Source organism: Kitasatospora hibisci, assembly GCF_043950205.1.
Lineage (GTDB): Bacteria > Actinomycetota > Actinomycetes > Streptomycetales > Streptomycetaceae > Kitasatospora > Kitasatospora hibisci.
Genome location: NZ_CP171642.1, coordinates 4,783,361 through 4,808,328, shown reverse-complemented (window position 1 = coordinate 4,808,328; position 24,968 = coordinate 4,783,361). Strand labels below are relative to the sequence as shown.

The window sequence follows — 24,968 nt, the reverse complement described above, 5'->3', positions numbered from 1 at the left end:
GCGGCGGGGAAGCCCCCGCCGAGGGGACCGCAAGCGGCGCCGAGACAGCGCTTACTCCGCGAGTCCGGCCACCGCATCCGCACCACGGCTGCCGACCTGCACCGGCAGCCGGATACACCCTGGGGGGTATTCAGAATGTCCATCACCACGCGCACCCGTCGTTCCCGCTCCACCGTCCTGACCGCCGCCACCCTCGGCGTGCTGCTGGCCACCGGAGCGGTCGTCTCGGCCCCCGCCGCGTTCGCCGCCGAGGTTCCGCCGGCCGTCACCGCCCCGGCCACCACGGCGCCGGCGGCCCCGGCCGCCGACGCTCCGGCCGCCAAGGCCGCCCCGGCCGCCAAGGCCGCGAACGAGGCCGCCAAGCCGGAGCTGACGGTCAACCCGCCGGCGTCGATCGGCCACGGCGGCCAGGCCGTCGAGTTCACCGAGACCATCACCAACCCCGGCACCGCCGAGACGACCTTCACCCTGAAGCTCGACGCGAACGCCGACTTCGCCCGCTCGCAGGACCGCGTCACCATCGAGCACCGTGCCGCGGACGGCACCTGGAAGCCCGTCGCCCTGGCCTTCAGCCTGAACAACGGTTGCCACTTCACCGGCGAGATCACCGACCTGACCGTCGCCGCCGGCGCCACCAAGACCGTCCAGCTGCGCATCGCCACCCCGACCAACAACGACTGGGGCAACTGGGACACCGCCGTCAAGCTCAGCTCCGCCGTGCTCGACCCGGCCGCGAAGACGGTCCTCGCCGAGAGCACCAAGGAGTTCAAGGCCAAGGCCCTCACCGTTCAGACCAAGGACGCGCCGACCGGCATGGTCGCCGGCGGCGCCCCGGCCGAGTTCGACGTCACCTTCACGAACGCCAGCGCCTCGCGCTACACCGACGTCGACAAGGTCGTGGAGGCCGACGGGCGCAGCACGCTCCAGGTGCGCAAGGCCGACGGCAGCTGGGAGAACATCACCGGCGAGCCCAGCAGCCAGCCCGGCTCCGAGCGGGTCACCTACCACCTCACCGGGGACCAGACCCTCGCTCCCAACGGCAGCGACACCCGGCACGTCCGGCTCGCCTTCACCGCCGACGCCCCGCTCGGCAAGACCTACATCCACCCGCTGGCCGTGCAGCACATCCCGGGTTACATGGACGCCGCCCGCGGCCCGCAGTTCGTCGAGATCAACCTCACCGCGGCCCCGGTCGTGGGCAAGCCGGAGCTGGCGGTCAACGCTCCGGCGTCGATCGGCCACGGCGGCCAGGCGGTCGAGTTCACCGAGACCATCACCAACCCCGGCACCGCCGAGGCGACCTTCGCCCTGAAGCTCGACGCGAGCAACGGCTTCGCCCGTTCGCAGGACCGCATCACCCTCGACTACCGCGCCGCGGACGGCACCTGGAAGCCCGTCACGCTGGCCTTCAGCCAGACCAACGGATTCCACTTCACCGGCGAGATCACCGACCTGACCGTCGCCGCCGGCGCCACCAAGACCGTCCAGCTGCGCATCGCCACCCCGCTGAACAACGACTGGGGCGGCTCGGACACGCCGATCAAGCTCAGCTCCGCCGTGCTCGACCCGGCCGCGAAGACGGTCCTCGCCGAGAGCGCCAAGGAGATCGTCGCCAAGGCCCTCACCGTGCAGGTCAAGGACGCGCCGACCAGCATGGTCGCCGGTGGCGCCCCGGCCGAGTTCGACGTCACCTTCGCGAACGCCAGCGCCTCGCGCTACACCGACGTCGACAAGATCGTGGAGGCCGACAGCCGCAGCACCCTCCAGGTGCGCAAGGCCGACGGCAGCTGGGAGAACATCACCGGCACCGCGAGCGGCTCCGACCGGGTGGTCTACCACCTCACCTCGGACAAGACCATCGCCCCCGGCAGCAACGACACCCGGCACGTCCGCCTCGCCTTCACCGCCGACGCCCCGCTCGGCAAGTCCTACGTCCACCCGCAGGCCGTTCAGCAGACCCCGGGCTTCGCGCCCGCCGTCCGCGGCCCCCAGAACGTCGAGATCGAGCTCACCGCCGCTCCGGCCGCCACCGGCACCGGCACCGCCACCGGCACCACCGTCCGGAACGCCGGCTTCTCGACCACCACCACCGGCACCACCACCACCGGCACCACCTCGGTTGCGGCGGGCGGCGAGCTGGCCCACACCGGCTCCGACGGCATGGAGAAGGCCGCGATGGGCGCGGGCGCGCTCCTCCTGGCGGGCATCGGCGCGCTGTTCGCGTCGCGCCGCCGTCGCTCCGCCTGACGATCCACCCTCAACGCCGAGCCCCGGCTCCCCGGCCCCCAACCGGAGAGCCGGGGCTCGGCCCTTCCCGTGCGCCGGCCGGCGGCCGGGCCGTTCAGCCGTTCAGCCGGGGATCAGGCAGAACGGGTGGCCGGCGGTGTCCGCATAGACCCGCCAGCCTCCGGCATCGCTCAACCGGGTGGCGCCGAGCGCGAGCACCTCGCGCTCGGCCGCGTCGAGATCGGCCACGTCGATGTCCAGGTGCACCTGCTGCGGGTGGGCCGGGTCCGGCCACCGCGGCGGCCGGTGGTCGGCCACCCGCTGGAAGCAGATCACCGTCCCGTCCTCCGTGTGCAGGGTCGACCAGTCCGCGTGCAGCGACCAGCGCCGGTCCGGCCGGTCCACCTCACCGCCCAGCAGCGCCGCGTAGAAACGGGCCAGTGCGGCCGGGTCCGGGCAGTCGAGCACGATGCACTGCAGCTTGCCGATCACGTGTCTCCTCCAGAGGTCGGGTGGGCCCATTCTCCCGTCGGACGGCGGTCAGCGGGCGGTGGCCGTACGGGCGGCGACGGCGGCGGCGAGCCGCTGGAGGCCCTGCGGGGTATGGCCGAGGAAGAGGTTCGGCTCGATCAGCTCCAGTTCCATCACCACCGGCTCCCGGGCCTCGTCCAGGGCCAGGTCGACCCGGGCGAAGAGCAGGCCGTCCGCAGCGGGGCCGCCGCCAGGGCGGCCCGGGCGGTGCGCAGCTCCGCCCCGGTCGGCTCGTACACGGTGATGCCCGGGTGGGCGACCCGGTCGTTGTCGATGACGCCCGGCTCGGTCAGCACCGGCCCCTTGCGGATCGCGTGGCTGAACGCGCCGGCGACGAAGACCAGGGCGCGCTCGCCCTCAGCCACCAGTGGGAGGTAGGGCTGCACCATCACCGTGCGGCCCTCGTCCAGCAGCATCCGGGCGTGGCGCAGGGCGTCCGAGGAGCGGCCGGGCTCGTACCACGCGGTGTCGCGGGCCCCCGCGGAGACCGCGGGCTTGACCACCACGCCCGCGGGCCGGTCGAAGTCGGCCTCGGCGGCCGGCGCGCCCGGTTCGAGGATCCTCGTCGGCACGACGGGGACGCCGCGCTCGGCCAGCTCCAGCAGGTAGCGCTTGTCGCTGTTCCAGCGCACCACCGGCGCCGGGTTGAACAGCCGGGTGGCGCGGGCCGTCGTGTCGGCCCAGGCCAGGAACTCGCCGAGCCGCTCCGAGTAGTCCCAGGTCGAACGGATGACCGCCAGGTCGAACGCCTCCCACCCCGGGCGGTCGGCGTCCCAGGCCACCGGTTCGGCCGCCAGCCCCTCGGCACGCAGCGCCGCAACGACCGGCGCGAGGTCGGGATCGTGCTCCGCGTGGGCGAGGCTGGTCACGACGGCGATCCTGGCGGTGCTCACACGACTCTCCTGGCTCCGGATCCCGGGGGATCCTCGGTGGGGGGACGATCTCGGTGAGCAGGGGACTCACACGTCCGGGTGAACATCCTGCCCGGCGACGGAAATCTGCGGCAGGCTCTTTCTCGCAGCTGACAGGCCGTCAGCCGATCCGCCCGGCGATCCCCGGAGGCCCCAATGGCGAACATCCCGAACGACCGCAAGTACACCAAGGACCACGAGTGGGTGGCGACCTCGGGGAAGGACACGGCCCGCCTGGGCATCACCGACTACGCACAGCGCCAGCTCGGCGACATCGTCTTCGTGGAACTCCCCAAGAAGGGGGACGGCTTCGAGATCACCGAGCCATTCGGCAGCATCGAGTCGGTCAAGTCGGTCAGCGAGGCCTACATGCCGCTCACGGGCACCGTCGCCGCCGTGAACGAGGGCCTGAACGACGAGCCCGAGCAGGTCAACGACGACCCGTACGGCGACGGCTGGATGATCGAGATCACGTTCACCAAGCCCGCCGAGCTGAACGGCCTGCTCACCGCCGCCCAGTACGAGGCGTACATCAAGGAAGAGGCCGCCGAGTAGCGGCACAGCCCGCCCCGGGTCGGCCGCCACACGACCGGCCCGGGCCCTGCCGCCCGGGTCAGTAGCGCCGGTAGACCTCGCGGCGATGCCCAGCAGCGAGGACCCACACGATGAGCCGGCCGTCCTCGATCGTGTAGACGATCCGGTAGTCGCCGACCCGCAGCCGCCACCGGGCGTCGTGCCCCTGGAGCGGCTTGACGTCGAACGCTTCGACATCACCCGCGTCCAGCGCCCGCTGGAGCTCGGTGAGGCGATACATGATCCGAAGTGCATCGGCGCGCGGGATCTTCAGGAGGTCCCGCTGGCCGTGCGGAGTGAATCGCGTGACGTACCCCATGGCTCAGCCGTGCTGCGCCCGCAGCATGGCGGCCATCTCTTCCAGCGAGACCGACCCTTCCGTCCCCTCGGCCTCCGCCTCGTCCGCCAGCTGGTTGAGCCAGGCATCCTCGGCGTCGTCGGCGAGCCGGCTCAGACGTCGGTACTCGTCGATGTCGATCACCACAGCTTCTTGCTTACCCCGCCTGGTGATGATCGTCGGCGTCTCGCCCCTACGGGCGCGGTCGATGACGTCCGCAAGGTGGCTCCGGACCTCGGCCATGGAGGCAATCACAGGCTCGCTCATGCAACCAATGTACGGGATGTACATCAGCTCGCCTCCGGATCACCCGGTCGCCCCGCGGACGGGGGCCACAGGCAGCCGGACGACAGTGGCGCTCCTATGCTGGCGGGATGATCGCGATCAGGCTGGAGCGGTTGCGGGCCGGCCACGCGGACGCCCTGCTGGAGTTCGAACGCGCGAACCGGGCGTACTTCGCCCGGTCGGTGCCCGACCGGGGAGACGGGTACTTCACGTACTTCGCCGACCGGCACCGCGCCCTGCTGGCCGAGCAGGACGCCGGAACGTGCCGCTTCCACCTCGTCACGGACGAGGACGGGGCACTGCTCGGCCGGGTGAACCTGGTGGACGTCGAGGACGGCTCGGCCGAACTCGGCTACCGGATCGGCGAACGGGCCGCGGGCCGGGGCGTGGCCACGGCCGCCGTTCTGGAGGTCTGCCGGCTGGCGGCCGCCGAGTACGGGCTCACCGCGCTCACCGCCGTGACCACCCTCGACAACCCGGCCTCCATGGCCGTGCTCCGCCGCACCGGCTTCACCGCTGTCGGGGAGCTCGTGATCGACCACCGGCCGGGCGTCCGCTACCGGCGCGGCCTGACCGCCTGAGCGGGCTCAGCCGCCGCTGGCGAGCTCCCGGGCGCGGGCCACGACCTCGGGCGTCGCGGTGGCCAGGGAGCCGCTGTCGTACGGCGGCTGGGGGTCGTACTCGGTGAAGAGCTGGATGGCCCTGGCGGTGAGTTCGTCGCTCAGCAACGCACACAGCCCCAGGGCCAGGTCGATACCGGCGGAGACCCCGGCCGAGGTCATGATCTTGTCGTGCCGGACGACGCGTTCCGCGGTGTAGGTGGCACCGAACGTCTCCAGGTCGTCCATCGCCAGCCAGTGGGTGGTCGCGGTGAGACCCTTGAGCAGCCCCGCCGCCCCGAGAATGAGCGCCCCGGTACAGACCGAGGTGGTGAAGCGGGTCGTCTCGTGGATCCGGCGCACCCAGTCGATGAACTCCGTGTTGTCCAGCATCAACCGTGCCCCCGCTCCGCCCGGAACGAGCAGCACGTCGCAGGACTCGACCTCCGAGTACCGGGTGGGCACGTCCACCCGCATGGCGCCCAGCACGTCGGCGATCCGCCCCGGTTCGGGCGCGACGAAGCGCACCCGGGCGTCGGGCACGTTGGCCAGAAGCTCGTACGGCCCGATGGCGTCGAGCGGCTCGAAGAGCCTGAAGAGCGGGATCACGATGTCCATGCCGGGGAGGCTAGGCGCGGGTTCGTGGACACGCCCGGGCACGCCTGGGCACGCGCGGGAAGTTCACGAGAACGGGTGCCGGGCCGCCTCAGCCCGGTGCCCCCGCGGCCGGTCGGGGACCGCGCAGGGCGAACCGGGCCCGCGCCGCCCCTGCGGCGGCCACCGCGAAGCCGCGCCCGACGGCGAGCGGCCGGGGCGCCAGGCCCGCGCAGACCCGGCAGATGCCGGGGCGGGGCACCGGATCGTGGCACTCGGCGCATTCGGCGTACCCGGCCGGCTGCGGCGCGGGGGTCGCCCGTTCGGGCGGCATCTTCCGCTTCAGGCGACTGCGGAGCAGGCCGGCCGGGGAGCTCACGTCCGAGGGCAGACCGGACAGCAGGGCCCGGGCCAAGTCCGCCTCGGTGGCGCCTCTTTGCAGCCACTCGGCGACGAGCGGCGCGAGGGCCGTCGCCTCGCGCGCCCCGAGCCGCAGGCGCGGCTCGGGGCGGATCACCCGGAACAGCAGGGCGACCGCGGCACTGGTCTGCGCGTCGGGCGACTCGGCCGGGAGGGTGGGTTCTTGTTCCGGGTTCTTTACGGGAGGGGTGACAGGGGCGCCACCTTCCGGCCCACCGACGTCCGGAGGGGTGTCACCCGGCGGCCGGCGAGGCTGTGGCGTGTCGTAGACGTGGGCCTCCGAGCGCAGGGTGCCGTCGGGCATCCGGATCAGTTCGACGCGGTAGTAACCCGCCTCGGTCAGCTCCTTGAGGGTCCGTCGGACGGTCCCGCGTCCGTGCGGGCTGGAGCCGGCGATCTGACGCCCGTCCTCGCGCCAGCCGTCGGGCCGGGAGAGCAGGTCGGCCAAGAGGCCGCGGGCGGTGAAGCTGAGCCGGCGGTCCTGCAGCAGGACGTTCGGAAGGACGGAGAATCCGCGCGCGTGCGCGCTACGATGAATCTGTATGGGGAGTCTGTTGCTCCTGGTGCCAGACCCCGGGGTGTTGGCGCACCGCTGGGGTCTTCTTCTCTTCTGCTTACGTCGCGGACCGTAACACGGTCATAACGCAGCGCGGTAGTCGGTCTGCGAAACAGTCAACTCCGGTCCGAATGCGGAATATTACGGCTGAGAGCAGCCCGGCGGGCCTCGTTCGCCGCGCCGGTCCGGCTCTCGCAGGAGCCGGACCGGCGCCGGATCGGGCGGTCAGCACCTAGCGCACCCGCACGTACTGGTCGCCCTTGAAGAAGTACAGGTCGCCGGCGCCGCCGGGGACGCGGCAGGCGTCGTCGACGCCGCCGGCGAAGACCCCGTCGACCCCCCAGACGTCCGCGAGGCTCTTCGGGCCGGAGATGATCTTCTCGTCGGTGACCCGGTAGCTCAGGTACTTGCTCCCCTTGAACAGGTACAGGTTGGTGGGCTCACCGGGCACGCTGCAGGCCGCACTGACACCCGAGGTGAAGTCGGTGCCCTTCAGACCCGACCAGCCGTCCGCGAGGCCCTTCGGGCCGGAGGTGACCTTCTCGGTGCCGACGTGGTAGCGCAGGTACTTGTCACCCTTGAAGAGGTAAAGGTCGGTGGAGCTGTCGGGCACGCTGCAGGCGGCGTCGATACCCAAGGTGAAGTCGGCGCCCTTCAGACCTGGCCAGCCGTCCGCGAGGCTCTTCGGGCCGGACGTGATCTTCTCGTCGGTGACGCGGTAGCGCAGGTACTTGTCACCCTTGAAGAGGTACAGGTCGGTTCCGCTGTCCGGCACGACACAGGCGGCGTCGATGCCGGAGGCGAAGTCGGTGCCCTTCAGTCCCGGCCAGCCGCTCGCCAGGTTCTTGCTCTGCAGGGCGGCGGGGGCGGTGGTCGTCGTGGTGGCCGCCGTCGCGCCGTTGACCTCGCGGAGAAGCTGCGAACCCCACGGGCACCAGAAGCAGCCAGGGAGGAACGCGCCGCAGACCTCGTCCAGGTGGTCCTCGGTGTACCGGATGCTGGCGTCGCACACCTCGATGGCCATCTCGAAGAAGTCGATGGTGTCCGGGTCCAGGTGGTAGCTCCAGCCGGGGTTGTACGAGGCCGCCTGCTTGCGGATCCTCCCCATAACGTGGGTCCTGCTCTTCTCCTCGCCGCGGAGGATCCTCCGGGCCTCCTCGATCTTGGCATCGTCCGTCAGCTTGAAGATGAACTCGTCAGGTGTGGGCGGGTACTTGAAGGCGAAGTAGGCCTCGGCCATCAGACGTCCCTCTCGGTCGGCAGTGCGCACTCGGCCACGCGTCCGCGCGCGTGCCCCGCACACAAACGACACCGGGCGGGGAAGGGTTACGTGCCTGTTCAGCCCGGTGGCCGCGCTGCGGCCGCGTACGTCGCCGCAGGCCCTAGCCGAGCGCGTCGAGCTCGGCGGTGATGGCGGCGCGGATGGCGTCGTGCTGCGGGGCGAGGGCATACCGCTCGTTGCGCCAGTGATCCGGCGGGTAGAGCCAGACGGGCTTCTGCACGAGGTTTTCCGGCTCCCAGTCGAAGCGGGGCCAGACGTGGGCGTGCAGGAAGGGATCCTTGTTGCCGAGGATCTCCAGGTTCACCCGCCGGAAGGCCGGATCGGCGGCCCGGCAGGCGCGTTCGACGGCCTCGCCGAGCCGGTCCAGGTCCGCGAGGTAGACCAGTCGGCGCGGGCGGGGCAAGTCGGAGAGCCGTTCGACACCGGGCTCGTCGGCGAGCAGGATCGAGTACCCGGGCAGGAACTGGACGTCCCCGATCACGGCGAACCCGGCGTCGAGGCGGCGCATGACGGTCGGGTTCTCGCCGCGAAGGGCGCTGCCGATCCGGTCCGAGCGGAAGTCGCTGGTGTTGTCGATCACGCGGCCGATGCTAGTGCCGCGGCTTTCCGAGAACCGCTTCGGACGGACCGACGCCCGCCTCTACGGTGATCTGGTGACGACTCAAGTGATCGTGCTGAACGGTGGATCGAGCTCCGGCAAGTCCGGGATCGTCCGGTGCCTCCAGGCAGTCCTGCCGGATCCGTGGCTCGCGGCGGCGATCGACTCGCTGATCGAGATGATGCCGGCCTCCATGCAGGCCTCGGACCTCGGGATCGAGATCGCCGACGACGGCGCCGTGGCCGTCGGACCGACGTTCCGGGAGCTGGAGGCCGCGTGGATGGCAGGGGTCGCCGCGATGGCTCGGGCAGGCGCCCGGATCATCGTCGACGACGTGTTCCTCGGCGGAGCGGAGTCCCAGGCGCGCTGGCGGGACGTCCTCGACGGCCTGGAGGTGCTGTGGGTCGGTGTCCGGTGCGAGAGCGCGGTGGCCGCGGGCCGCGAGATCGCCCGCGGGGACCGGACCCCGGGCATGGCCGCCCAGCAGGCCCCGATCGTCCACGAGGGCGTGGTCTACGACCTGGAGGTGGACACCACCCGTACCGAGTCCCTGGACTGCGCCCGAGCCATCGCCACCCGGGTGAGGTGAGCGACCGTCAGACGGTGCCGAACTCGCCGTTGGCGGCGGCGGTCACGAAGGCCTGCCAGGCGGCCGGGGTGAAGCGGAGACGGGGGCCTTCGGGGTCCTTGGAGTCGCGAACCGAACCCGGGCGGGCGCCGAAGAGCGCCCTCGCATAATCCGCCGTCTGCAGCAGGCCGGGCACGAGGAGCGGGGAGAACTCGCTGATCGACAGCGCCATCGGCTGGAGTCCAACCACGTCCGCGAAAGTCGACGTAGCGCGACGCCGTCCGCACCAGCTGATACACCCGCAGGAAGTGCCCGTCCGTCTTGAGCGCCTCGTCCAACAACTTGGAGAGTTCCTCCTGCGGCTTCCGCACCGCCACTTCCATCTGCCCGATGTATCCGCCCGAGCAGAAGACCAGCTTCCCCAGGGCCTCCTGGCTCAGTCCCGCCAACTCGCGGAGGCGCCGCAGCTCCGCGCCGTAGTACGCGCGGGGCGAGTGCGAGGGGTCGTGCTCGACAGCCATGCCGTGTTCCTTCAAGGAACCGGTGTTCGGGCTTCCAGGCCGCCCACAGCAGCCAGCACCCGCGAGGCTCGGAGCGCGAACGGCGATAGCGGGCTCGTCGCACCGTCGAGTGGCCCAGATCACATCCGCACCACCGATGAGTTCGGCCCACTCCCCCGGTCCTCCTGGCATGACCAACACACTCACCGCCGCCCCGCTCGCCGCCGCTCCCGCAGCCCGGACCCTCCTCACCGCCGGCGCCCTCTCCGGCCCGCTGTTCCTCACCGCCGGCCTCGTCCAGGGCCTCACCCGCGAGGGCTTCGACTTCTCCCGCAACGCCGTCAGCCAGCTCGCGCTCGGCGACACCGGCTGGATCCAGACCGCGAACTTCCTCCTCGCCGGCGTCCTGGTCCTCGCCGGCGCGGCCGGCCTCCACCAGGCCCTGCGCAACCGCCCCGGCGGCACCTGGGCACCCCGCCTGGTCGCGGCGTTCGGCGCGTCGTTCCTCCTCAGCTCGGCGTTCGAGGCCGACCCCGGGGCCGGGTTCCCGGTCGGCGCCCCCGAGGGCCGGGTGACCGAGCTGAGCGCCCACGGCACCGTCCACATGATCGGCGGCGCGGTCGGCTACCTCGCGCTCTGCGCCGCGTTCCTCGTCCTCGCCCGGCACTTCGCCGCCACCGGCCGCCGCGGCTGGGCGATCGCCTCCCGCCTGATGCCCCTCGGCGTGCTGGCCGGGTTCGTCGGCTCCGGCGCCACCGTCATGGCCTTCACCGCCGGCGCCGCGCTCGGGCTCGCCTGGCTGAGCACTGTCGCCGTCCGGCTCTCTGCGTGAGAATCACCCCGGCAAGACCGAACTGACAAACCGACAGGAGCAGCACCATGAGCACCGACGCCGCCAAGGGCCCGGCCAGCTACTTCCCCTCCATCGAGAAGAAGTACGGCCAGCCGATCGCGCACTGGAAGGAGCTGATCCGCAACTCCCCGCTGACCAGGCACATGGAGCTCGTCGCCTGGCTCAAGGCCGAGCACGGCCTCGGCCACGGACACGCGAACGCCCTCGTCAAGCACACGCTCGACGAGGGCGCCAAGTAGCCGCGCGGGGAGGCTCAGATCCCCAGTCCGCGCACGACCAGGTCGACCAGCGCGAAGAAGAACAGCGAGATCCCGACGAACCCGTTCGTCTGGAAGAACGCCCGGTTCAGCTTCGACAGGTCGTTCGGCTTCACGATGGTGTGCTCGTAGACGAAGGCGCCGGCCACGACGGCGAGGCCGATCCAGAACGCGGCGCCGGCGCCGGTCAGCACCGCGTACCAGCCGAGCAGCAGCGTGGTGAGCACGTGACAGACGCGCGCTCCCCACACCGCCGCCGGGATGCCGAAGCGGGCCGGAACCGAGCGCACGCCGCCCTCGCGGTCCGACTCGACGTCCTGGCAGGCGTAGATCAGGTCGAAGCCGCCGATCCAGATCCCGACCGCGGCGCCGAGCACGACCGCGTCCCAGGACCACGAACCGGTGACGGCCAGCCAGGCGCCGACCGGGCCCATCGCCTGGGCCAGGCCCAGGATCGCCTGGGGGAAGTCGGTGAACCGCTTGCCGTAGGGGTAGACCACCATCGGCACCACGGCGACCGGCGCGAGCGCCAGGCAGAGCGGGTTCAGCAGGGCGGCCGCGCCCAGGAAGACAGCCAGCGCGATCGCCGAACCGATGTACGCGGTCTTCACCGCGACGGCGCCGGTGACCAGCTCCCGCCCGGCGGTGCGCGGGTTCCGGGCGTCGATCTCACGGTCGATGATGCGGTTGGCGGCCATCGCGAAGGTCCGCAGGCCGACCATGCAGACGGTGACGACGAACAGCTCGCCCCAGTGCACCCGCCCGTCGGCGAGGAACATCGCGGTGAGGGCGGCGATGTAGGCGAACGGCAGGGCGAAGATCGAGTGCTCGATCATCACCAGCCGCAGGAAGGCCTTGACCTTGCCCGGCGGGACCTCGGGGAGGGCGGCAGCGGTGCTCATCAGAGCCCGTACTCCTTCCAGCGGCGGTCGACCAGGGCGGCCGTGGCGGGATCGGAGGAGACCATCTCGGGCCAGCCGCCGTCCCGGGTGTAGCCCTCCTCCGGCAGCTTGCGGGTGGCGTCGATGCCCGCCTTGCCGCCCCAGAACTGCTGGTACGAGGCGTGGTCGAGGTGGTCGACCGGGCCCTCGACGACGGTGAGGTCGCGGCTGTAGTCGACGTTGCCGAAGGCCCGCCAGGCCACTTCCCGGTAGTCGTGGACGTCGCAGTCGGAGTCCACCACGATGATCAGCTTGGTCAGCGACATCATGTGCGCGCCCCAGATCGCGTGCATCGTCTTCTGGGCGTGCTTGGGGTACTTCTTGTCGATCGAGACGATCACGCAGTTGTGGAAGCCGCCGGCCTCGGGCAGGTCGTAGTCGACGATGTCCGGAATGATCACCTTCAGCAGCGGCAGGAAGAACCGCTCGGTGAACTTGCCCAGCGGGCCGTCCTCCGTCGGCGGGCGGCCCACCACGATGGACTGCAGGATCGGGCGGCGGCGCATCGTCACGCAGTCGATCTTCAGTGCCGGGAACGGCTCCTGCGGCGTGTAGAAGCCGGTGTGGTCGCCGAACGGCCCCTCCGGCAGCATCTCGCCGGGCTCCAGCCAGCCCTCCAGGACCACCTCGGCGTCGGCCGGGACCTGCAGCGGCACCGTCTTGCAGTCGACCATCTTCACCCGCTCGCCCGCGACGAAGCCGGCGAAGAGGTACTCGTCGATGTCGCCGGGCAGCGGGGCGGTGGCGGCGTAGGTGACGGCCGGCGGGCAGCCGAAGGCGATCGCGACCGGCAGCCGCTCGCCGCGCTTCGCGGCGACGGCGTAGTGGTTGCGGCTGTCCTTGTGGATCTGCCAGTGCATGCCGATGGTCCGGCGGTCGTGCCGCTGGAGCCGGTACAGGCCGAGGTTGCGGACGCCGGTGTCCGGGTCCTTGGTGTGGGTGAGGCCCAGGTTGAAGAAAGAGCCGCCGTCCAGCGGCCAGGTGAACAGGGCCGGCAGCTCGTCCAGGTCGACGTCCTCGCCGGTGAGCACGACCTCGTGCACCGGGGCGTCGGCGGACTTCACGTGCTTCGGCGGCACGTGGGCCATCGAGGCGAGCTTGCCGAAGGCGTCCCGGAAGCCGGTGAAGCCCTGCGGCAGCTCGGGCTTCAGCAGACCGGCGATCTTGTCGGCGATGTCGTCGGGGCCCTTGAGTCCGAGCGCCTTGGCGAGGCGGCGCTCGGTGCCGAAGACGTTCATCGCCAGCGGCATCGAGGAGCCCTTGACGTTCTCGAAGAGCAGGGCCGGGCCCTTGGCCTTCTGCACCCGGTCGACGATCTCGCCGATCTCCAGATGGGGGTCCACCTCGGCCTTGATGCGCTTGAGATCGCCCTCGCGGTCGAGGGCCCGCAGAAACGAACGGAGATCGTCGTATGCCATGCCAGCCAGTATCCGCCACCCGATAGCCTGGCTCGGTCAAGGGCCCCCGTCGAAGCCGTCCACCGGTTCGCGGCGCCCGCCGCCACCGCCACCGGGGGAGATCGCCGCCGTGCTGAGGATCCTGACCTTCGTACTCCCGCTCGCCCTCTGGGTCTGGGCGTTCATCGACTGCCTGACCACGCCCGAGGAGGAGGTGAAGCACCTCCCCAAGGTGGTCTGGGTGATCATCGTGCTGCTGTTCCCGCTGGTCGGCTCGATCGCCTGGCTGGTGGCCGGCAAGCAGCGCGGCGCCCTGCAGCCCCGCCCGGCGGGCCGTACCACCGGCTACCCCGAGTACGAGCGCCCGCGCGGCGGCCGGCCGCTCGCGCCGGACGACGACCCCGAGTTCCTCGCGTCGTTGAAGAAGGACAACAAGCGGCACGAGGACATGCTCAAGCAGTGGGAGGCCGACCTGCGCCGCCGCGAGGAGGAGCTGCGGGGCAAGGACGAGCCGGAGGACGGTCGCAAGAGCTGAGCGCTCCCTCGGACGGCCCACCCGGAGGTTCCCGGGTGGGCCTCGCTGTTTTTGGCGCATCCCTACGACTGATCGGCGCCCGGAGCCGCCTTGGGTCGCCCAGCACACTCCACTGAAGTCCGGCTAGCGGCCCCCTTGAGGCACCCCGCCCGGGCTCCCGCCCGCCTGGCCTGACCTGCACGTTTCCTTCCACTCAGATCATCGGACCGCCACTCGGGCGACAGCTGCGGGTAATCGAACGGACACCGTCCGATCACGGCGCCCGCCCTCGGTTTCTGTACAGCCCTGACATCTAAACGGACGCGACCTTGTACGGAATCGACGCCGAAACCAGCGCCGGGCCCCTCGTACAGTCATAAGTGAAGAAGTGATTCGCAGCCGGGGGCAACGCAGACGTTGGCTGTCGGACAGTTCCCTCACCCTTGGAGTGGTTCGAGATGACGGTTGTGCATGAGGCGCCGGTCGGCGACGAGATCCCCGAGATCCCGGCCGACGCCCACGGGCGGGTCGCCGAGCTGCACGAACTGCGCGACCAGGTCCGCCGGGGCCCGAGCGAGAAGGCCACCGAGGCCCAGCACGCCAAGGGCAAGCTGACCGCCCGTGAGCGCATCGAGCTGCTGCTCGACGAGGGTTCGTTCCGCGAGGTGGAGCCGCTGCGCCGGCACCGCGCCACCGGCTTCGGCCTGGAGGCGAAGAAGCCGCACACCGACGGCGTGGTCGTCGGCTGGGGCACGGTGCACGGCCGTACGGTCTTCACCTACGCCCATGACTTCCGGATCTTCGGCGGTGCGCTGGGCGAGGCCCACGCGCAGAAGATCCACAAGATCATGGACATGGCCATCGCGGCCGGTGCGCCGCTGGTGTCGCTGAACGACGGCGCCGGCGCCCGCATCCAGGAGGGCGTCACCGCCCTGGCCGGCTACGGCGGCATCTTCCAGCGCAACACCCGGGCCTCCGGCGTCATCCCGCAGATCTCGGTGATGCTCGGCCCGTGCGCCGGCGGCGCCGCGTACTCGCCGGCCCTGACCGACTTCGTCTTCATGGTCCGCGAGACCTCGCAGATGTTCATCACCGGCCCGGACGTGGTCCAGGCCGTGACCGGCGAGAAGATCAGCCAGAACGGCCTCGGCGGCGCCGACGTCCACTCCGGGGTCTCCGGCGTCTCGCACTTCGCCTACGACGACGAGCAGTCCTGCATCGAGGAGGTCCGCTACCTCCTCTCGCTGCTGCCGCAGAACAACCGCGAGATGCCGCCGACCGTCGTCAACGACGACCCGGTGGACCGCCGCAACGACACGCTGCTCGACCTGGTGCCGGTCGACGGCAACCGCCCGTACGACATGCGCAAGGTGATCGAGGAGATCGTCGACCACGGCGAGTACCTGGAGGTCCACGAGCGCTGGGCCACCAACGTGCTCTGCGTGCTGGCGCGGATCGACGGGCACGTCACCGGCATCATCGCCAACCAGCCGCAGTCGCTGGCCGGCGTGCTCGACATCAACGCGAGCGAGAAGGCCGCGCGCTTCGTCCAGATGTGCGACGCCTTCAACATCCCGCTGGTCACCATGCTCGACGTCCCCGGCTTCCTGCCCGGCGTCGACCAGGAGCACGACGGCATCATCCGGCACGGCGCCAAGCTGCTGTACGCGTACTGCAACGCCACCGTGCCGCGCATCCAGCTGATCCTGCGCAAGGCCTACGGCGGCGCGTACATCGTGATGGACTCCCGTTCGATCGGCGCGGACCTCTCGTTCGCCTGGCCGACCAACGAGATCGCCGTCATGGGCGCCGAGGGCGCCGCCAACGTGATCTTCCGCCGCGACATCAACGGCGCCGAGGACCCCGAGGCGATGCGCACCCAGAAGATCAAGGAGTACAAGACCGAGCTGATGCACCCGTACTACGCGGCCGAGCGCGGCCTCGTGGACGACGTCATCGACCCCGCCGAGACCCGCCAGGTCCTGGCCTCCTCGCTCGCCATGCTCCGCACCAAGCACGCCGACCTGCCGAGCCGCAAGCACGGCAACCCGCCCATGTAGCACCGCAGTTCTGCTGACCGTTCACCAGAAACGTGCCGGGGGAGAAACCAACACCATGACCGCTTCCGCCGAACCACTCGTCCGCGTCGTCCGCGGCTCGCTCTCCGACGAGGAGCTCGCCGCCCTGACCGCCGTGCTGATGGCCCGCGCCGCGGCCGCCCAGCAGGCCGCCGCCGCCGTGGCGCCGGTCGAGCCGATCGCCAACTGGCACCGCCTGGAGCGCCGTCCGGCGTACTTCTCGCCGGTCAGCTGGCAGCAGGCCGCCTGACGGCCCCGCAGCATCCGACCGAAGGCCGGCCACCCACTCCGGGTGGCCGGCCTTCGCCGTTCCCGGCGCCGGCGGAGTCCTCGCACACCGGTCCGGCGACGGGCGGCTCGGTAGAATACCTACTGGACGGTATGCGATTCCCCGCCCCGTCGGCCCCCGTAGGATCGGCCGCCGCCGAGTACGAGAGCATTCCAGGGAGGCTGCGATGGCCAGGCAGGCCCGGGCACTGGCAACGCGCCAGGCGGTACTCCTCGCCGCGGCCGAGGTGTTCGACGAACGCGGCTACGCCGCCGCCACCATGTCGGAGATCCTGGAGCGGGCCGGCGTCACCAAAGGCGCGCTGTACTTCCACTTCGGCTCCAAGGAGGAGCTCGCGCTCGCGGTGATCGAGGGGCAGGGCGCCTGGCTCGCCACCTGGCGGCCGACCTCGGACAGTCCGGTGCAGACCCTGATCGACCTCGGGTACGCCTTCGCCCACGCCCTGGTGGACGACCCGATGGTGCGCGGCAGCATCCGGCTGACCATCGAGCACGGCAGCTTCACCCAACCGCAGATCGCCGCCTACCAGCGCTGGTCCGACGCTGCGCGCGCACTGCTGGAGCAGGCGCGCGACTCGGGCGACCTCCACCCCGGCCTGGACCCGGCGGCGGCCGCCGGGGTGATCACCGGGGCGGTCACCGGGATCCAGCTCAGCTCGCAGGTGCTGACCGGCCGAAGCGACCTGCTGCAGCGGATGGCCGACCTCTGGACGATGCTGCTGCCGGGGCTGGTCCAGCCGCACGCGCTGGCCCGGATCAGCGTGGCCGAGCGGGCGCCGGGCAGCGGCCCCGGGCCCTCGCCCACCCCCGACCCGGTCGCGCGCACCGGCGACTGACCCGGGCCGGGTGGCGCCGGCCCGGTTTCGGGCGCGCCGGCCCGGCCGCGGATACGGAGGTGCGGCCTCGGGTGCGGTGGCGCGGCCTCAGGTGCGGTAGGCCGAGCAGCGGTCGGCCGGCACCAGGGCGGGCAGGGCCGCGGCCCAGAGACCGCGCACCGCCTCCGGCCGCAGCCGGCCGGCGTCCTCGGGGGCGAACAGCACCAGGCCGGCCGCCAGGGTGGTGAGCAGGTCGGCGGCCTGCCGCAGGTCCACCCCGGGGTGCAGCTCGCCGGCGTCGGCGGCGCGGTCCAGCAGACGGCGGAACACCTCGGTGAGGCTCCGCCAGGCGGCCCCGGCCCCGAACCGGGTGCCCTGGCCGAGCTGGACGCCGGCCCGCACCAGCACGTCCTCGCGCAGCAGCCGGGCCAGCTCGTGCGAGAAGTCGATCAGGCCCTGGAGGGCCGGGCCGCCGCCCCGCCGGGCACGCAGGGCGGCCGAGCCGATCTCGCGGGCGGCCGCTGCGCGGACGCCGTCGGCCAGCGCCTGCTTGGAGACGAAGTGGAAGTAGAGCGCGCCCTTGCTGACGCCCGCCCGGCGGCTGATGTCCACCAGGTTGGCCGCTTCGAAACCGGCCTCCGCGAACGCGTCCGCCGCGGCGAGCAACACGGCCTGCCTCGTCCTCCCCGCACGTTCCTGCTTGACCACTGGCCCCTCCGGCCTCGGCCTCGGCGAGATCCCGGCTCGCCCGGCTGCTGTCAGGGCGCCGCCGTCGGTGGTGCGACGCCTCGCATGCGGACGGCCAGCCCGAAACCGCATGGTTGGTATCTAATCTAGCTCCTCGCTCTCCCCCGCCGTCCAGCGGGGATCGACCCCCGCCCAAGGTCCGGCATCGCCCGCCCGGGCGTTCCCGCAGGCCGTTGCGCGGGTAACGTGATCACGCAGAGGTCCCGGCAGCGGGGACCCCACTCACAGCAGGCAAACCGGTTGGTTTGTATGTTTTGTGAGGGGGCCGCCGGCGCGGCCGGTCGACTGAGACCCGGGAGTGGGGCCAGCCATGCCAGCGATCGTAGAACCGGATGCCGACGGCCCGTATTTCCACACCGGCGCCGGCTACGACTTCCACGACCGGACCGTCTCCCGCCACCTGGTCCACCGCTCCTCCGTCTCCGAGGTCCTGATCACCGGCTGGCAGTCCACCGGCCCCTACGACTTCCTGCTCGGCGCACAGTGGCCCCGGCTGCACGGCTTCTACCGGCTGCCCGGCGACCGCCACCACGACCCGGTGCTGATGGCCGAGACCGTCCGGCAGGCCGCACTGCTGATCGGCCACGTCGGCTTCGGCGTCCCCCGCGGGCACCACTTCGCGCTGGACGAGCTCTGTTACTCCCTCGGCCCGGACGGTCTGGACGGGCTCGCCATCACCGGCGCCCCCGCCGCCCTGATGCTCCGGGCGAACTGCCAGGACGTCCGGATGCGGCACGGGCGGCTGGCCTCGCTGCGGGTGCACGTCGAGGTCGAGCGGGACGGGCGCCCGGTCGGCCGCGCCGCCGTCCAGCTGCGGGCGCTCTCCCCCGCCGCGTACGCCCGGCTGCGCGAGCCCTCCCGACGTGCGGCGGCGCCCTGGCTTCCGCCCGCCTGCACCAAGCCCCAGATGGCCGGCCGCGAGCAGGCCGCCGACGTCGTGCTCGGGCCGTCGCCGGTGCCGGGCAGCTGGCTGCTGCGCGCCGACGTCCACCACCCGGTGCTCTCCGAACCCTCCCTGGACCACGTGCCCGGGATGGTCGTCCTGGAGGCCGCCCGGCAGGCCGCCCAGCGGCTGCGCCACCCCGATCCGGTGGTGCCGGTGGAGCTGGTGTCGTCGTTCAGCGGTTTCATCGAGCTGGACCGGCCGTGCCTGGTGCGGGCCGTCCGGGAGTCGAGGATCGCCGCCGGAGCCGGGGCGGACGCCCCGTCCGTCCCGGTCCGGGTGCTGCTGACGCAGGACGACCGGACGGTGGCCGAGTGCCGGCTGCTGACCGCCCCTGCCGACGGCGGGGCCGCCGAGCGGCGCCCGGGAGGCCCGGACCGGGATCCGGGCCTGCCGCTCGCCTGCTGAGACCGGCGGCGCCCCGCCGGGGTCAGGCCGCGACCAGCGCGGCCGGCCGGCCGGCGTGCATCACGCTGAGGTTGGCGGCCAGTCGGCTCGGGTCCTGGGCCAGCCAGAGCCGCAGGGCGGCGCCGAGCATGGCGCTGGCCGACCCGACCCGGACCTGGGTGACCTGGGCGATCCGGGCCGCACCCGGGACGAGCAGGTCGGCCAGCGGCGTCGGCAGCCAGACCGTCAGGGCGCACGGCGCGGGGGCCGCGAGCGCGCCCAGCAGGCGGAAGGCGTCCGCCTGCGTACTGAGCGTGGGGATGATGTCCAGCAGGCCGTCCGCCACGACCTCGGAGACGTCGCTCCGGTGCCCCTGGGCGAGCCGGCGGAGCAGCATGCGCTCGGCGGCGGTGATTCGGACGGTCAGCATGACCTCGTCGCACTCCATTGCGCGATTTCCTCCTCGTTCCTCCCCGTGCCGGCTCGGGTTGGCCGGCACGAACTACCCCTGTCACACCTCGGCCCGGCTTCCGATCTGCGGAGCGCCGGGCCGAGCGTGCTTCGTGCTGTGCCCGGGTCAGATCCCCGCGTAGGAGTGCTTTCCCGTGACGAAGATGTTCACGCCGTAGTAGTTGAAGAGCCAGCAGGCGAACGCGGCCAGGGCCAGGTAGGCGGCCTTGCGTCCCTTCCAGCCGGCGGTTGCGCGGGCGTGCAGGTAGCAGGCGTAGGCGACCCAGGTGATGAACGACCAGGTCTCCTTCGGGTCCCACTCCCAGTACTTGCCCCAGGCGGCCTCGGCCCAGATCGCGCCCGCGATGATGGTGAAGGTCCACAGCGGGAAGACCAGCGCGTTGATCCGGTAGGAGAGCTTGTCCAGGGTGGACGCGGCCGGCAGGCGACGCCAGATGGACGGCGAGGTGCCGAGCGGGCCGGTGGCCAGGCCGGCCGCCATCCGCTTGTCGAAGGAGTCCTTGCCCAGGTAGAGCAGCGTCGCGATGAACGCCGCGTAGAAGGCGCCGCCGCAGACGATCGCGGTGGAGACGTGGATCGCCAGCCAGTACGAGTGCAGCGCCGGGACGAGCTGCTCGGACTCGGTGTACAGCACCGAGACCGCGACGCCGAGGGTCAGCAGGACGGCCAGGGTGACCGGCAGGCCGAGCCAGCGGACCTTCTTCCGGGAGGCCAGCAGGCCGAGGTAGGCGGTGGTCATCGCCAGCGCGAACGCACAGGAGAACTCGTACATGTTGCCCCACGGCCAGCGCGAGACCGAGAGGCCGCGGGTGAGCACGCCGCCCGCGTGCAGCATGGCCGCGAGCACGGTCAGCGAGACCGCGATCCGGCCGGCCAGGTCGGCCCGCTCGCTGGTGCCGGCGGCGCCCGGGCCGTCCGTCTCGTCCTCGCCGCGGCCGCTGGTGACCACCGTCGCGCCCTCGCCCGCCAGGGCGGTGCGGGTGAGCGTGGTGGTGCCGCCGCCCGCCGAGGCGACCGTGACGGTGACCTTCTTGGCGCTCTTGGCGTTCGCGGCCCCGGCCGCGGCGACCGTCTCGGCCAGGCCGGCCTGCTCGGTCGAGCGGACGGCGACGGCGCCCTTGCTGCCGAACGTCCACTCGAACATGTGGGCGAACATGGCGATCAGGTAGACGGCCATGGCCGAATAGATCAGCTTGTTGGAGAGGTCGGCCAGCTGGGGGTCGACCGCCGAGGCGAGTTGCACCGTCTACTCCTTGGACTTCTGGTCGGCGGGGACTGCGGGCTGTGCGGGCGCTGCGGGCTGCGAGGGCTCGGGGACGGCCGAGGCCTCGTCGGGCGCGTCCGGGTCGGCGGGCGCGTCCGGGTCGGCGGTCGCGGGTGCGTCGTCGGTCGCGGGTGCGTCGTCCTGGAGGTCCACTGCCAGCTCGGCCAGCTCCTCGGCGATCTTCGCCGACTCGCTGCGGGCCAGGCCGGCCAGCTCCACCTGGGTGCCGCCGCCCGGCAGGGCCACGGCCCGCACCCAGATCCGGCGGCGCTGCACGAACAGCGAGCCGATCAGGCCGAGGATCGCCAGCACGCCGCCGACCAGGGCGATCTCGTTGCCCGGGCGGTGCGAGATGTTGAAGCTGGCCCACTGCTTGTAGCCGTCGAAGGTGACGGTGCCGTAGCCGTCCGGCAGGGTCCAGCCCTGGCCCACCTTCAGCCGGACCTTGGCGGGCTGGCCGTCCTGCTGGAGCTGGGTGAGGTTCTTGGTGTTGAGCTGGTAGACGTTCTGCGGCAGGCCCGAGTCGGTGCCGAGGTCGCCCGCGAAGGCGTTCAGCACGAGGGCCGGGTCGGCGTCGCCGGGGAAGAGCGAGCGCGGGCCGGTGTTCGCGTCGAACGCCACCGGGGCGGTCGGCAGGAAGAAGCCGGAGAAGCCCATCTGGGTCTTCTCGCCGTCCTTGTCGCCGTAGTCGGAGACCTTGACGACGCCGGTGGAGGTGAGGTTGCCGTCCTGCGGCAGGAACGGCGTCGCACCCGAGTAGACGACCTCGCCGGCGGCGTTGCGCACGGTGATCACCGGGGCGTAGCCGTGACCGATCAGGTAGACCTTGCTGCTGCCGATCTCCAGCGGGTGGTTGACCTCGATCGTGCCCTGCTTGAGCTTCTCCGCGTCGCTGCCGGCGTAGTACTCGACGTTCGCGGTGAACTGCCTGGCCGCGCCGATCTGGTCGCCCTTGCTCTGGAAGCGCGCCGTGAAGCCCTTCAGCTTCAGGTAGAAGGGGTCGAGGTCCTGGCTGGTGTAGAACCGCGAGCCGGTGAAGTCGTCCAGCTGGGTGATGGTGTTGGAGTAGCCCTCGCCCGCGACCATCAGCTTGCCGCCGGTGCCGCTGGCCAGGCTCGCCCAGGCGAAGCCGCCGAGCAGGGCGAACAGGGACAGGTGGAAGACCAGGTTGCCGACCTCGCGCAGGTAGCCCTTCTCCGCGGCCACCGAGCCGCCGGCCAGGTTCGCGCGGAACCGGCGCTTGCGCAGCAGCCGGTACGCGGCGGCGTTGACCGTCCCGGCGTCGGCGTCGGTGCGCCAGGCCGCGTGGACGGGCATCCGGGTCAGGTTGCTCGGCGCGGCCGGCGGCTGGGCCCGCAGCACGCCGACGAACTGCCAGGTGCGCGGGACGATGCAGCCGGCCAGCGAGACGAAGAGCAGGATGTAGATCGCCGAGAACCAGACCGAGCTGTAGACGTCGAACAGCTGGAGCTTCTCGTACACCGGCGCGACCGTGGTGTGCTGCGCCTTCCAGGTCTCGACCTTGAACTGGTTCTGGCCGTTCTGCGGGATCAGCGACCCGGGGATGGCGGCCAGCGAGAGCAGGAAGAGCAGGATCAGCGCGACCCGCATCGAGGTCAGCTGGCGCCACACCCAGCGCAGCCAGCCGAGCACGCCGATGCCGACGGGGCCGTCCGACTCGGTCGGCGCGGTGGTCAGCCGCTCGGCCGCGTCCTCGACCGCCGCCGGGGGCAGCTCGGTGTCGGTCGTGGTCTTGCTCACGGGTCAGATTCCGATCTGGAAGTCGGCGGTCCAGGACTGCAGCTCGTTCACCATGGAGTCCCAGGCCCCGGTGATCAGCAGCAGACCGACCGCGACGAGCATGCCGCCGCCGATCCGCATGACGAGCGGGTAGTGCCGCTTGACCCAGCCGAAGGCGCCCAGCGCCCGGCGGAAGGCCAGTGCGGCCACGACGAACGGTACGCCCAGCCCCAGGCAGTAGGCGGTCATCAGCAGCGCCGCGCGGCCCGCGTCGGCCTCGTTGAGGGCCAGGTTCTGGACGGCGGACAGGGTCGGGCCGAGGCAGGGCGTCCAGCCGACGCCGAAGACCACGCCCAGCATCGGCGCGCCGAGCAGGCCGACCGCCGGCCGGCGGTGGGAGCGCAGCTCGCGCATGCTCAGGCCGGGCACCAGCCCCATGAAGGCGAGGCCCATCACGACGGTCAGCGCGCCGAGCACGATCGAGATGACCCGCTTGTGCTCCTGCAGCGTCGAGCCGAAGTAGCCGAACAGCGCTCCGCCGGAGACGAAGACGGCGGTGAAGCCGAGGATGAAGAGCAGCGCCCCGGCCAGCATCCGGCCACGCCGCGCGCCGCGCGCGTCGGCGAGGTCGGCGGCGGAGAAGCCGGTGACGTACGAGAGGTAGCCCGGGACCAGCGGCAGCACGCAGGGCGAGAAGAACGAGGCCAGGCCCGCCACCAGGGCGATCGGCGCGGCGATCAGCAGCGCCCCGCTCTGGATGGTCCCGGTGGTGTCGGCCAGCTGCAGCGCGGCACTCACTGCTTCTGCTCCGCGAGCACCGGCTGGAGCACCGACTCCAGGGCGTCGTCGGTCTGGCCGCCGACGGCCCGGGCGGCGAGCCTGCCCTCGCGGTCGACCACGATGGTGGTCGGGACGGACTGCGGGTTGAGGCTGCCCTTGGGGAACTTCAGCAGCTGGGTGCCGGCCGGGTCGTAGAGGCTGGGGAAGGTGACGCCCTTCTCCTGCTCGAAGCGGACGGCGTTGGTGATCTCCGGGTCCCGGGTGTTGATGCCGAGGAACTGGACGCCCTGGTCCTTGTACTTCTCCCAGACCCGCTGCAGGTCGTCCGCCTCGGCCCGGCAGGGACCGCACCAGGAGCCCCAGACGTTCAGGACGACGACCTTGCCGCGGTAGTCGGCGAGCTTGACCGGGGTGCCCTCCAGGGTGTTGCCGGAGAGGTCCGGCGCGTCCTGGCGGTGGCCCACCTCGGCCTTGGAGATGTTGCTGCCCTTGGCGCTGACGAAGCCGATCTGGCCGTCACCGCTGCCCGACGAGCCCGAGGAGGAGCAACCGGTGAGGGCGAGCGCAGCGGCGGCGGCGGTGGCGGCGGCAGCTGCGGCGACACGGGGACGGGGGCGCGCCATGGCAGACATGTGAAAAGTTTCGCATGGAGTCCCGGGCAGGTTCGGGGGGGTCCTGCCTTGCGCGCCGCACCCCCTCTGACCTGCGGCTGGGCCGGACCACCCGGTGGCGGTCCGAGTGATCCGGCCCATACTTACGCACGGCTTACGGCCCGGTGTGCGCGTGGTTCGCGCACGGTTCCGCATCCGGTGCCGGTCACGGCTCAGGCGCCGAAGCTCTTGCCCACCGGCTTGCTCTTGCCGCCCTTGCCGACCAGGTGCGCGGGCAGCAGGTCGCGGGCCGGCTCGCGGTAGCCGACCGAGACGATCCGGTCGCCCTCGAACGTGAAGCTGGTCAGCGAGGCCAGCGAGCACTGCCGGTTGCGCGGGTCGTGCCAGAGCCGGCGGCGCTCGACGAAGGAGCGGACGGTCCAGATCGGCAGCTGGTGGCTGACGCAGACCGCCTCGTGCCCGCGCGCGGCGTCCCGGGCGGCGGCCAGCGCGCCCATCATCCGCACCGCCTGCTCGACGTACGGCTCGCCCCAGGAGGGCTTGAAGGGGTTGGTGAGGTACTTCCAGTAGCCCGGGTTCCGCAGGGAGCCGTCGCCGACCCCGAAGGTCTTGCCCTGGAAGATGTTGTCCGCCTCGATCAGCCGCTCGTCGACCGCCAGGTCCAGGCCGTGCGACTTGGCGATCGGCTCGGCGGTCTCCTGCGCCCGCTCCAGCGGGGACGCCACCACGTGGGTGATGTCCCGGTCGGCGAGGTCCTCGGCCACCCGGTCGGCCATCCGCCGGCCCAGCTCGGAGAGCCGGTAGCCGGGCAGGCGGCCGTACAGGATGCCCTCGGGGTTGTGCACCTCGCCGTGCCGCATCAGGTGCACGACGGTGATGTCCTTGGCGCTCACTTCTCAGTT

The 24,968-nt window shown here is 71.8% G+C and carries 29 protein-coding genes and 1 pseudogene; 11 read left to right on the top strand and 19 right to left on the bottom strand.

Annotation, left to right across the window (positions count from 1 at the left end):
* The first annotated feature begins 135 nt into the window (after nucleotides 1-135).
* A complete protein-coding gene (locus ACF9IK_RS20985) occupies nucleotides 136-2,247 on the top strand; it encodes an LPXTG cell wall anchor domain-containing protein (RefSeq protein ID WP_395295708.1) in 2,112 nt (703 codons plus the stop codon).
* 102 nt (nucleotides 2,248-2,349) lie between these two features.
* Here ACF9IK_RS20985 and ACF9IK_RS20980 read toward each other — a convergent pair whose 3' ends face one another.
* Nucleotides 2,350-2,718 carry a VOC family protein gene (locus ACF9IK_RS20980; RefSeq protein ID WP_395295707.1) on the bottom strand — a complete coding sequence of 123 codons (369 nt, stop codon included), beginning with the start codon at nucleotides 2,716-2,718 and terminating at the stop codon, nucleotides 2,350-2,352.
* A 152-nt stretch (nucleotides 2,719-2,870) separates the two neighbouring features.
* Complete coding sequence (locus ACF9IK_RS20975; protein ID WP_395295706.1) at nucleotides 2,871-3,650, bottom strand: ATP-grasp domain-containing protein; 780 nt, start codon at nucleotides 3,648-3,650, stop codon at nucleotides 2,871-2,873.
* A 174-nt stretch (nucleotides 3,651-3,824) separates the two neighbouring features.
* On the opposite strand from ACF9IK_RS20975, the gene gcvH reads away from it, so the two are divergent.
* Complete coding sequence (gcvH, locus tag ACF9IK_RS20970; RefSeq protein ID WP_395295705.1) at nucleotides 3,825-4,223, top strand: glycine cleavage system protein GcvH; 399 nt, start codon at nucleotides 3,825-3,827, stop codon at nucleotides 4,221-4,223.
* Between the two features lie 58 nt (nucleotides 4,224-4,281).
* Here gcvH and ACF9IK_RS20965 read toward each other — a convergent pair whose 3' ends face one another.
* Together ACF9IK_RS20965 and ACF9IK_RS20960 are read right to left on the bottom strand one after the other, a co-directional pair.
* On the bottom strand, nucleotides 4,282-4,560 hold the full coding sequence (locus tag ACF9IK_RS20965; RefSeq protein WP_395295704.1) for a type II toxin-antitoxin system RelE family toxin: 279 nt from the start codon (nucleotides 4,558-4,560) through the stop codon (nucleotides 4,282-4,284).
* 3 nt (nucleotides 4,561-4,563) lie between these two features.
* The gene (locus ACF9IK_RS20960) at nucleotides 4,564-4,845 is read right to left on the bottom strand and encodes a type II toxin-antitoxin system Phd/YefM family antitoxin (RefSeq protein ID WP_313764289.1); all 282 of its coding nucleotides are present in this window, start codon (nucleotides 4,843-4,845) and stop codon (nucleotides 4,564-4,566) included.
* A gap of 107 nt (nucleotides 4,846-4,952) precedes the next feature.
* Between ACF9IK_RS20960 and ACF9IK_RS20955 the strand changes: the two genes are divergently transcribed.
* Complete coding sequence (locus ACF9IK_RS20955; protein WP_395295703.1) at nucleotides 4,953-5,444, top strand: GNAT family N-acetyltransferase; 492 nt, start codon at nucleotides 4,953-4,955, stop codon at nucleotides 5,442-5,444.
* 6 nt (nucleotides 5,445-5,450) lie between these two features.
* Here the strand turns inward: ACF9IK_RS20955 and ACF9IK_RS20950 are convergent, their stop codons facing one another.
* The 4 genes from ACF9IK_RS20950 to ACF9IK_RS20935 form a co-directional block, all read right to left on the bottom strand.
* Nucleotides 5,451-6,080 carry a DJ-1/PfpI family protein gene (locus tag ACF9IK_RS20950; RefSeq protein ID WP_395295702.1) on the bottom strand — a complete coding sequence of 210 codons (630 nt, stop codon included), beginning with the start codon at nucleotides 6,078-6,080 and terminating at the stop codon, nucleotides 5,451-5,453.
* Nucleotides 6,081-6,168: 88 nt separating this feature from the next.
* Complete coding sequence (locus ACF9IK_RS20945; RefSeq protein ID WP_395295701.1) at nucleotides 6,169-6,924, bottom strand: hypothetical protein; 756 nt, start codon at nucleotides 6,922-6,924, stop codon at nucleotides 6,169-6,171.
* A gap of 340 nt (nucleotides 6,925-7,264) precedes the next feature.
* Nucleotides 7,265-8,272 (bottom strand): hemopexin repeat-containing protein, encoded by a 1,008-nt coding sequence (locus tag ACF9IK_RS20940; protein ID WP_395295700.1) that lies wholly within the window; start codon nucleotides 8,270-8,272, stop codon nucleotides 7,265-7,267.
* A 142-nt stretch (nucleotides 8,273-8,414) separates the two neighbouring features.
* On the bottom strand, nucleotides 8,415-8,894 hold the full coding sequence (locus tag ACF9IK_RS20935) for a diadenosine tetraphosphate hydrolase (RefSeq protein WP_395295699.1): 480 nt from the start codon (nucleotides 8,892-8,894) through the stop codon (nucleotides 8,415-8,417).
* A gap of 73 nt (nucleotides 8,895-8,967) precedes the next feature.
* On the opposite strand from ACF9IK_RS20935, the gene cpt reads away from it, so the two are divergent.
* Complete coding sequence (gene cpt / locus ACF9IK_RS20930) at nucleotides 8,968-9,501, top strand: chloramphenicol phosphotransferase CPT (protein ID WP_395295698.1); 534 nt, start codon at nucleotides 8,968-8,970, stop codon at nucleotides 9,499-9,501.
* Between the two features lie 7 nt (nucleotides 9,502-9,508).
* Here cpt and ACF9IK_RS20925 read toward each other — a convergent pair whose 3' ends face one another.
* Both ACF9IK_RS20925 and ACF9IK_RS20920 read right to left on the bottom strand, forming a co-directional pair.
* Nucleotides 9,509-9,730, bottom strand: a complete 222-nt coding sequence (locus ACF9IK_RS20925) for a DUF397 domain-containing protein (RefSeq protein ID WP_395295697.1) — start codon at nucleotides 9,728-9,730, stop codon at nucleotides 9,509-9,511.
* A 118-nt stretch (nucleotides 9,731-9,848) separates the two neighbouring features.
* A pseudogene (locus ACF9IK_RS20920) lies at nucleotides 9,849-10,001 on the bottom strand (helix-turn-helix domain-containing protein); the annotation flags it as partial.
* 169 nt (nucleotides 10,002-10,170) lie between these two features.
* Between ACF9IK_RS20920 and ACF9IK_RS20915 the strand changes: the two are divergent.
* Complete coding sequence (locus tag ACF9IK_RS20915) at nucleotides 10,171-10,812, top strand: DUF998 domain-containing protein (protein WP_395295696.1); 642 nt, start codon at nucleotides 10,171-10,173, stop codon at nucleotides 10,810-10,812.
* A gap of 47 nt (nucleotides 10,813-10,859) precedes the next feature.
* A complete protein-coding gene (locus ACF9IK_RS20910; RefSeq protein WP_395295695.1) occupies nucleotides 10,860-11,072 on the top strand; it encodes a DUF4287 domain-containing protein in 213 nt (70 codons plus the stop codon).
* Between the two features lie 14 nt (nucleotides 11,073-11,086).
* On the opposite strand, the gene mqnP is transcribed toward ACF9IK_RS20910, so the two are convergent.
* Both mqnP and ACF9IK_RS20900 read right to left on the bottom strand, forming a co-directional pair.
* Nucleotides 11,087-11,995: a menaquinone biosynthesis prenyltransferase MqnP gene (gene mqnP, locus ACF9IK_RS20905; protein ID WP_395298632.1), complete on the bottom strand. Its 909-nt coding sequence runs from the start codon at nucleotides 11,993-11,995 to the stop codon at nucleotides 11,087-11,089.
* Nucleotides 11,992-13,449 carry a menaquinone biosynthesis decarboxylase gene (locus tag ACF9IK_RS20900; protein WP_395295694.1) on the bottom strand — a complete coding sequence of 486 codons (1,458 nt, stop codon included), beginning with the start codon at nucleotides 13,447-13,449 and terminating at the stop codon, nucleotides 11,992-11,994. The genes mqnP and ACF9IK_RS20900 overlap by 4 nt, the downstream gene beginning before the upstream one ends.
* A 109-nt stretch (nucleotides 13,450-13,558) precedes the next feature.
* Between ACF9IK_RS20900 and ACF9IK_RS20895 the strand changes: the two genes are divergently transcribed.
* The 4 genes from ACF9IK_RS20895 to ACF9IK_RS20880 all read left to right on the top strand — a co-directional run bounded on the left by ACF9IK_RS20895 (nucleotide 13,559) and on the right by ACF9IK_RS20880 (nucleotide 17,144).
* Nucleotides 13,559-13,963: a PLD nuclease N-terminal domain-containing protein gene (locus tag ACF9IK_RS20895; protein ID WP_395295693.1), complete on the top strand. Its 405-nt coding sequence runs from the start codon at nucleotides 13,559-13,561 to the stop codon at nucleotides 13,961-13,963.
* A gap of 437 nt (nucleotides 13,964-14,400) precedes the next feature.
* On the top strand, nucleotides 14,401-16,002 hold the full coding sequence (locus ACF9IK_RS20890; protein WP_395295692.1) for an acyl-CoA carboxylase subunit beta: 1,602 nt from the start codon (nucleotides 14,401-14,403) through the stop codon (nucleotides 16,000-16,002).
* 55 nt (nucleotides 16,003-16,057) lie between these two features.
* Nucleotides 16,058-16,270, top strand: coding sequence for an acyl-CoA carboxylase subunit epsilon (locus tag ACF9IK_RS20885; protein WP_238863713.1), 213 nt, complete (start codon nucleotides 16,058-16,060; stop codon nucleotides 16,268-16,270).
* A gap of 205 nt (nucleotides 16,271-16,475) precedes the next feature.
* A complete protein-coding gene (locus ACF9IK_RS20880) occupies nucleotides 16,476-17,144 on the top strand; it encodes a ScbR family autoregulator-binding transcription factor (protein ID WP_395295691.1) in 669 nt (222 codons plus the stop codon).
* Between the two features lie 87 nt (nucleotides 17,145-17,231).
* Here the strand turns inward: ACF9IK_RS20880 and ACF9IK_RS20875 are convergent, their stop codons facing one another.
* Entirely contained in the window at nucleotides 17,232-17,831 is a 600-nt protein-coding gene (locus ACF9IK_RS20875; protein WP_395295690.1) for a ScbR family autoregulator-binding transcription factor, read from the bottom strand.
* 349 nt (nucleotides 17,832-18,180) lie between these two features.
* Between ACF9IK_RS20875 and ACF9IK_RS20870 the strand changes: the two genes are divergently transcribed.
* Nucleotides 18,181-19,221 (top strand): ScbA/BarX family gamma-butyrolactone biosynthesis protein, encoded by a 1,041-nt coding sequence (locus ACF9IK_RS20870; RefSeq protein ID WP_395295689.1) that lies wholly within the window; start codon nucleotides 18,181-18,183, stop codon nucleotides 19,219-19,221.
* Between the two features lie 22 nt (nucleotides 19,222-19,243).
* Here the strand turns inward: ACF9IK_RS20870 and ACF9IK_RS20865 are convergent, their stop codons facing one another.
* From ACF9IK_RS20865 to ACF9IK_RS20840, 6 genes are all read right to left on the bottom strand, one after another.
* A complete protein-coding gene (locus ACF9IK_RS20865) occupies nucleotides 19,244-19,630 on the bottom strand; it encodes a hypothetical protein (protein ID WP_395295688.1) in 387 nt (128 codons plus the stop codon).
* Nucleotides 19,631-19,777: 147 nt separating this feature from the next.
* The gene (gene ccsB / locus ACF9IK_RS20860; protein ID WP_395295687.1) at nucleotides 19,778-20,914 is read right to left on the bottom strand and encodes a c-type cytochrome biogenesis protein CcsB; all 1,137 of its coding nucleotides are present in this window, start codon (nucleotides 20,912-20,914) and stop codon (nucleotides 19,778-19,780) included.
* 3 nt (nucleotides 20,915-20,917) lie between these two features.
* A complete protein-coding gene (gene resB, locus ACF9IK_RS20855) occupies nucleotides 20,918-22,696 on the bottom strand; it encodes a cytochrome c biogenesis protein ResB (protein ID WP_395295686.1) in 1,779 nt (592 codons plus the stop codon).
* A gap of 3 nt (nucleotides 22,697-22,699) precedes the next feature.
* Complete coding sequence (locus tag ACF9IK_RS20850) at nucleotides 22,700-23,473, bottom strand: cytochrome c biogenesis CcdA family protein (protein WP_395295685.1); 774 nt, start codon at nucleotides 23,471-23,473, stop codon at nucleotides 22,700-22,702.
* Entirely contained in the window at nucleotides 23,470-24,078 is a 609-nt protein-coding gene (locus tag ACF9IK_RS20845) for a TlpA family protein disulfide reductase (RefSeq protein WP_395295684.1), read from the bottom strand. The genes ACF9IK_RS20850 and ACF9IK_RS20845 overlap by 4 nt, the downstream gene beginning before the upstream one ends.
* Nucleotides 24,079-24,278: 200 nt before the next feature.
* Entirely contained in the window at nucleotides 24,279-24,926 is a 648-nt protein-coding gene (locus tag ACF9IK_RS20840; protein ID WP_313767868.1) for a histidine phosphatase family protein, read from the bottom strand.
* Nucleotides 24,927-24,968 lie beyond the last annotated feature (42 nt).

Excerpts from the sequence above, each read along its gene's own strand:
- ACF9IK_RS20950 (WP_395295702.1), bottom strand. The coding sequence starts at position 6,080 with ATGGACATCGTGATCCCGCTCTTCAGGCTCTTCGAGCCGCTCGACGCC.
- ACF9IK_RS20960 (WP_313764289.1), bottom strand. The coding sequence starts at position 4,845 with ATGAGCGAGCCTGTGATTGCCTCCATGGCCGAGGTCCGGAGCCACCTT.
- ACF9IK_RS20915 (WP_395295696.1), top strand. The coding sequence starts at position 10,171 with ATGACCAACACACTCACCGCCGCCCCGCTCGCCGCCGCTCCCGCAGCC.
- ACF9IK_RS20955 (WP_395295703.1), top strand. The coding sequence starts at position 4,953 with ATGATCGCGATCAGGCTGGAGCGGTTGCGGGCCGGCCACGCGGACGCC.
- ACF9IK_RS20870 (WP_395295689.1), top strand. The coding sequence starts at position 18,181 with ATGCCAGCGATCGTAGAACCGGATGCCGACGGCCCGTATTTCCACACC.
- ACF9IK_RS20890 (WP_395295692.1), top strand. The coding sequence starts at position 14,401 with ATGACGGTTGTGCATGAGGCGCCGGTCGGCGACGAGATCCCCGAGATC.
- ACF9IK_RS20965 (WP_395295704.1), bottom strand. The coding sequence starts at position 4,560 with ATGGGGTACGTCACGCGATTCACTCCGCACGGCCAGCGGGACCTCCTG.
- ACF9IK_RS20845 (WP_395295684.1), bottom strand. The coding sequence starts at position 24,078 with ATGGCGCGCCCCCGTCCCCGTGTCGCCGCAGCTGCCGCCGCCACCGCC.
- gcvH (WP_395295705.1), top strand. The coding sequence starts at position 3,825 with ATGGCGAACATCCCGAACGACCGCAAGTACACCAAGGACCACGAGTGG.
- ACF9IK_RS20865 (WP_395295688.1), bottom strand. The coding sequence starts at position 19,630 with ATGCTGACCGTCCGAATCACCGCCGCCGAGCGCATGCTGCTCCGCCGG.
- ACF9IK_RS20910 (WP_395295695.1), top strand. The coding sequence starts at position 10,860 with ATGAGCACCGACGCCGCCAAGGGCCCGGCCAGCTACTTCCCCTCCATC.
- ACF9IK_RS20940 (WP_395295700.1), bottom strand. The coding sequence starts at position 8,272 with ATGGCCGAGGCCTACTTCGCCTTCAAGTACCCGCCCACACCTGACGAG.
- ACF9IK_RS20840 (WP_313767868.1), bottom strand. The coding sequence starts at position 24,926 with ATGCGGCACGGCGAGGTGCACAACCCCGAGGGCATCCTGTACGGCCGC.
- ACF9IK_RS20985 (WP_395295708.1), top strand. The coding sequence starts at position 136 with ATGTCCATCACCACGCGCACCCGTCGTTCCCGCTCCACCGTCCTGACC.
- ACF9IK_RS20880 (WP_395295691.1), top strand. The coding sequence starts at position 16,476 with ATGGCCAGGCAGGCCCGGGCACTGGCAACGCGCCAGGCGGTACTCCTC.
- ACF9IK_RS20900 (WP_395295694.1), bottom strand. The coding sequence starts at position 13,449 with ATGGCATACGACGATCTCCGTTCGTTTCTGCGGGCCCTCGACCGCGAG.
- ACF9IK_RS20885 (WP_238863713.1), top strand. The coding sequence starts at position 16,058 with ATGACCGCTTCCGCCGAACCACTCGTCCGCGTCGTCCGCGGCTCGCTC.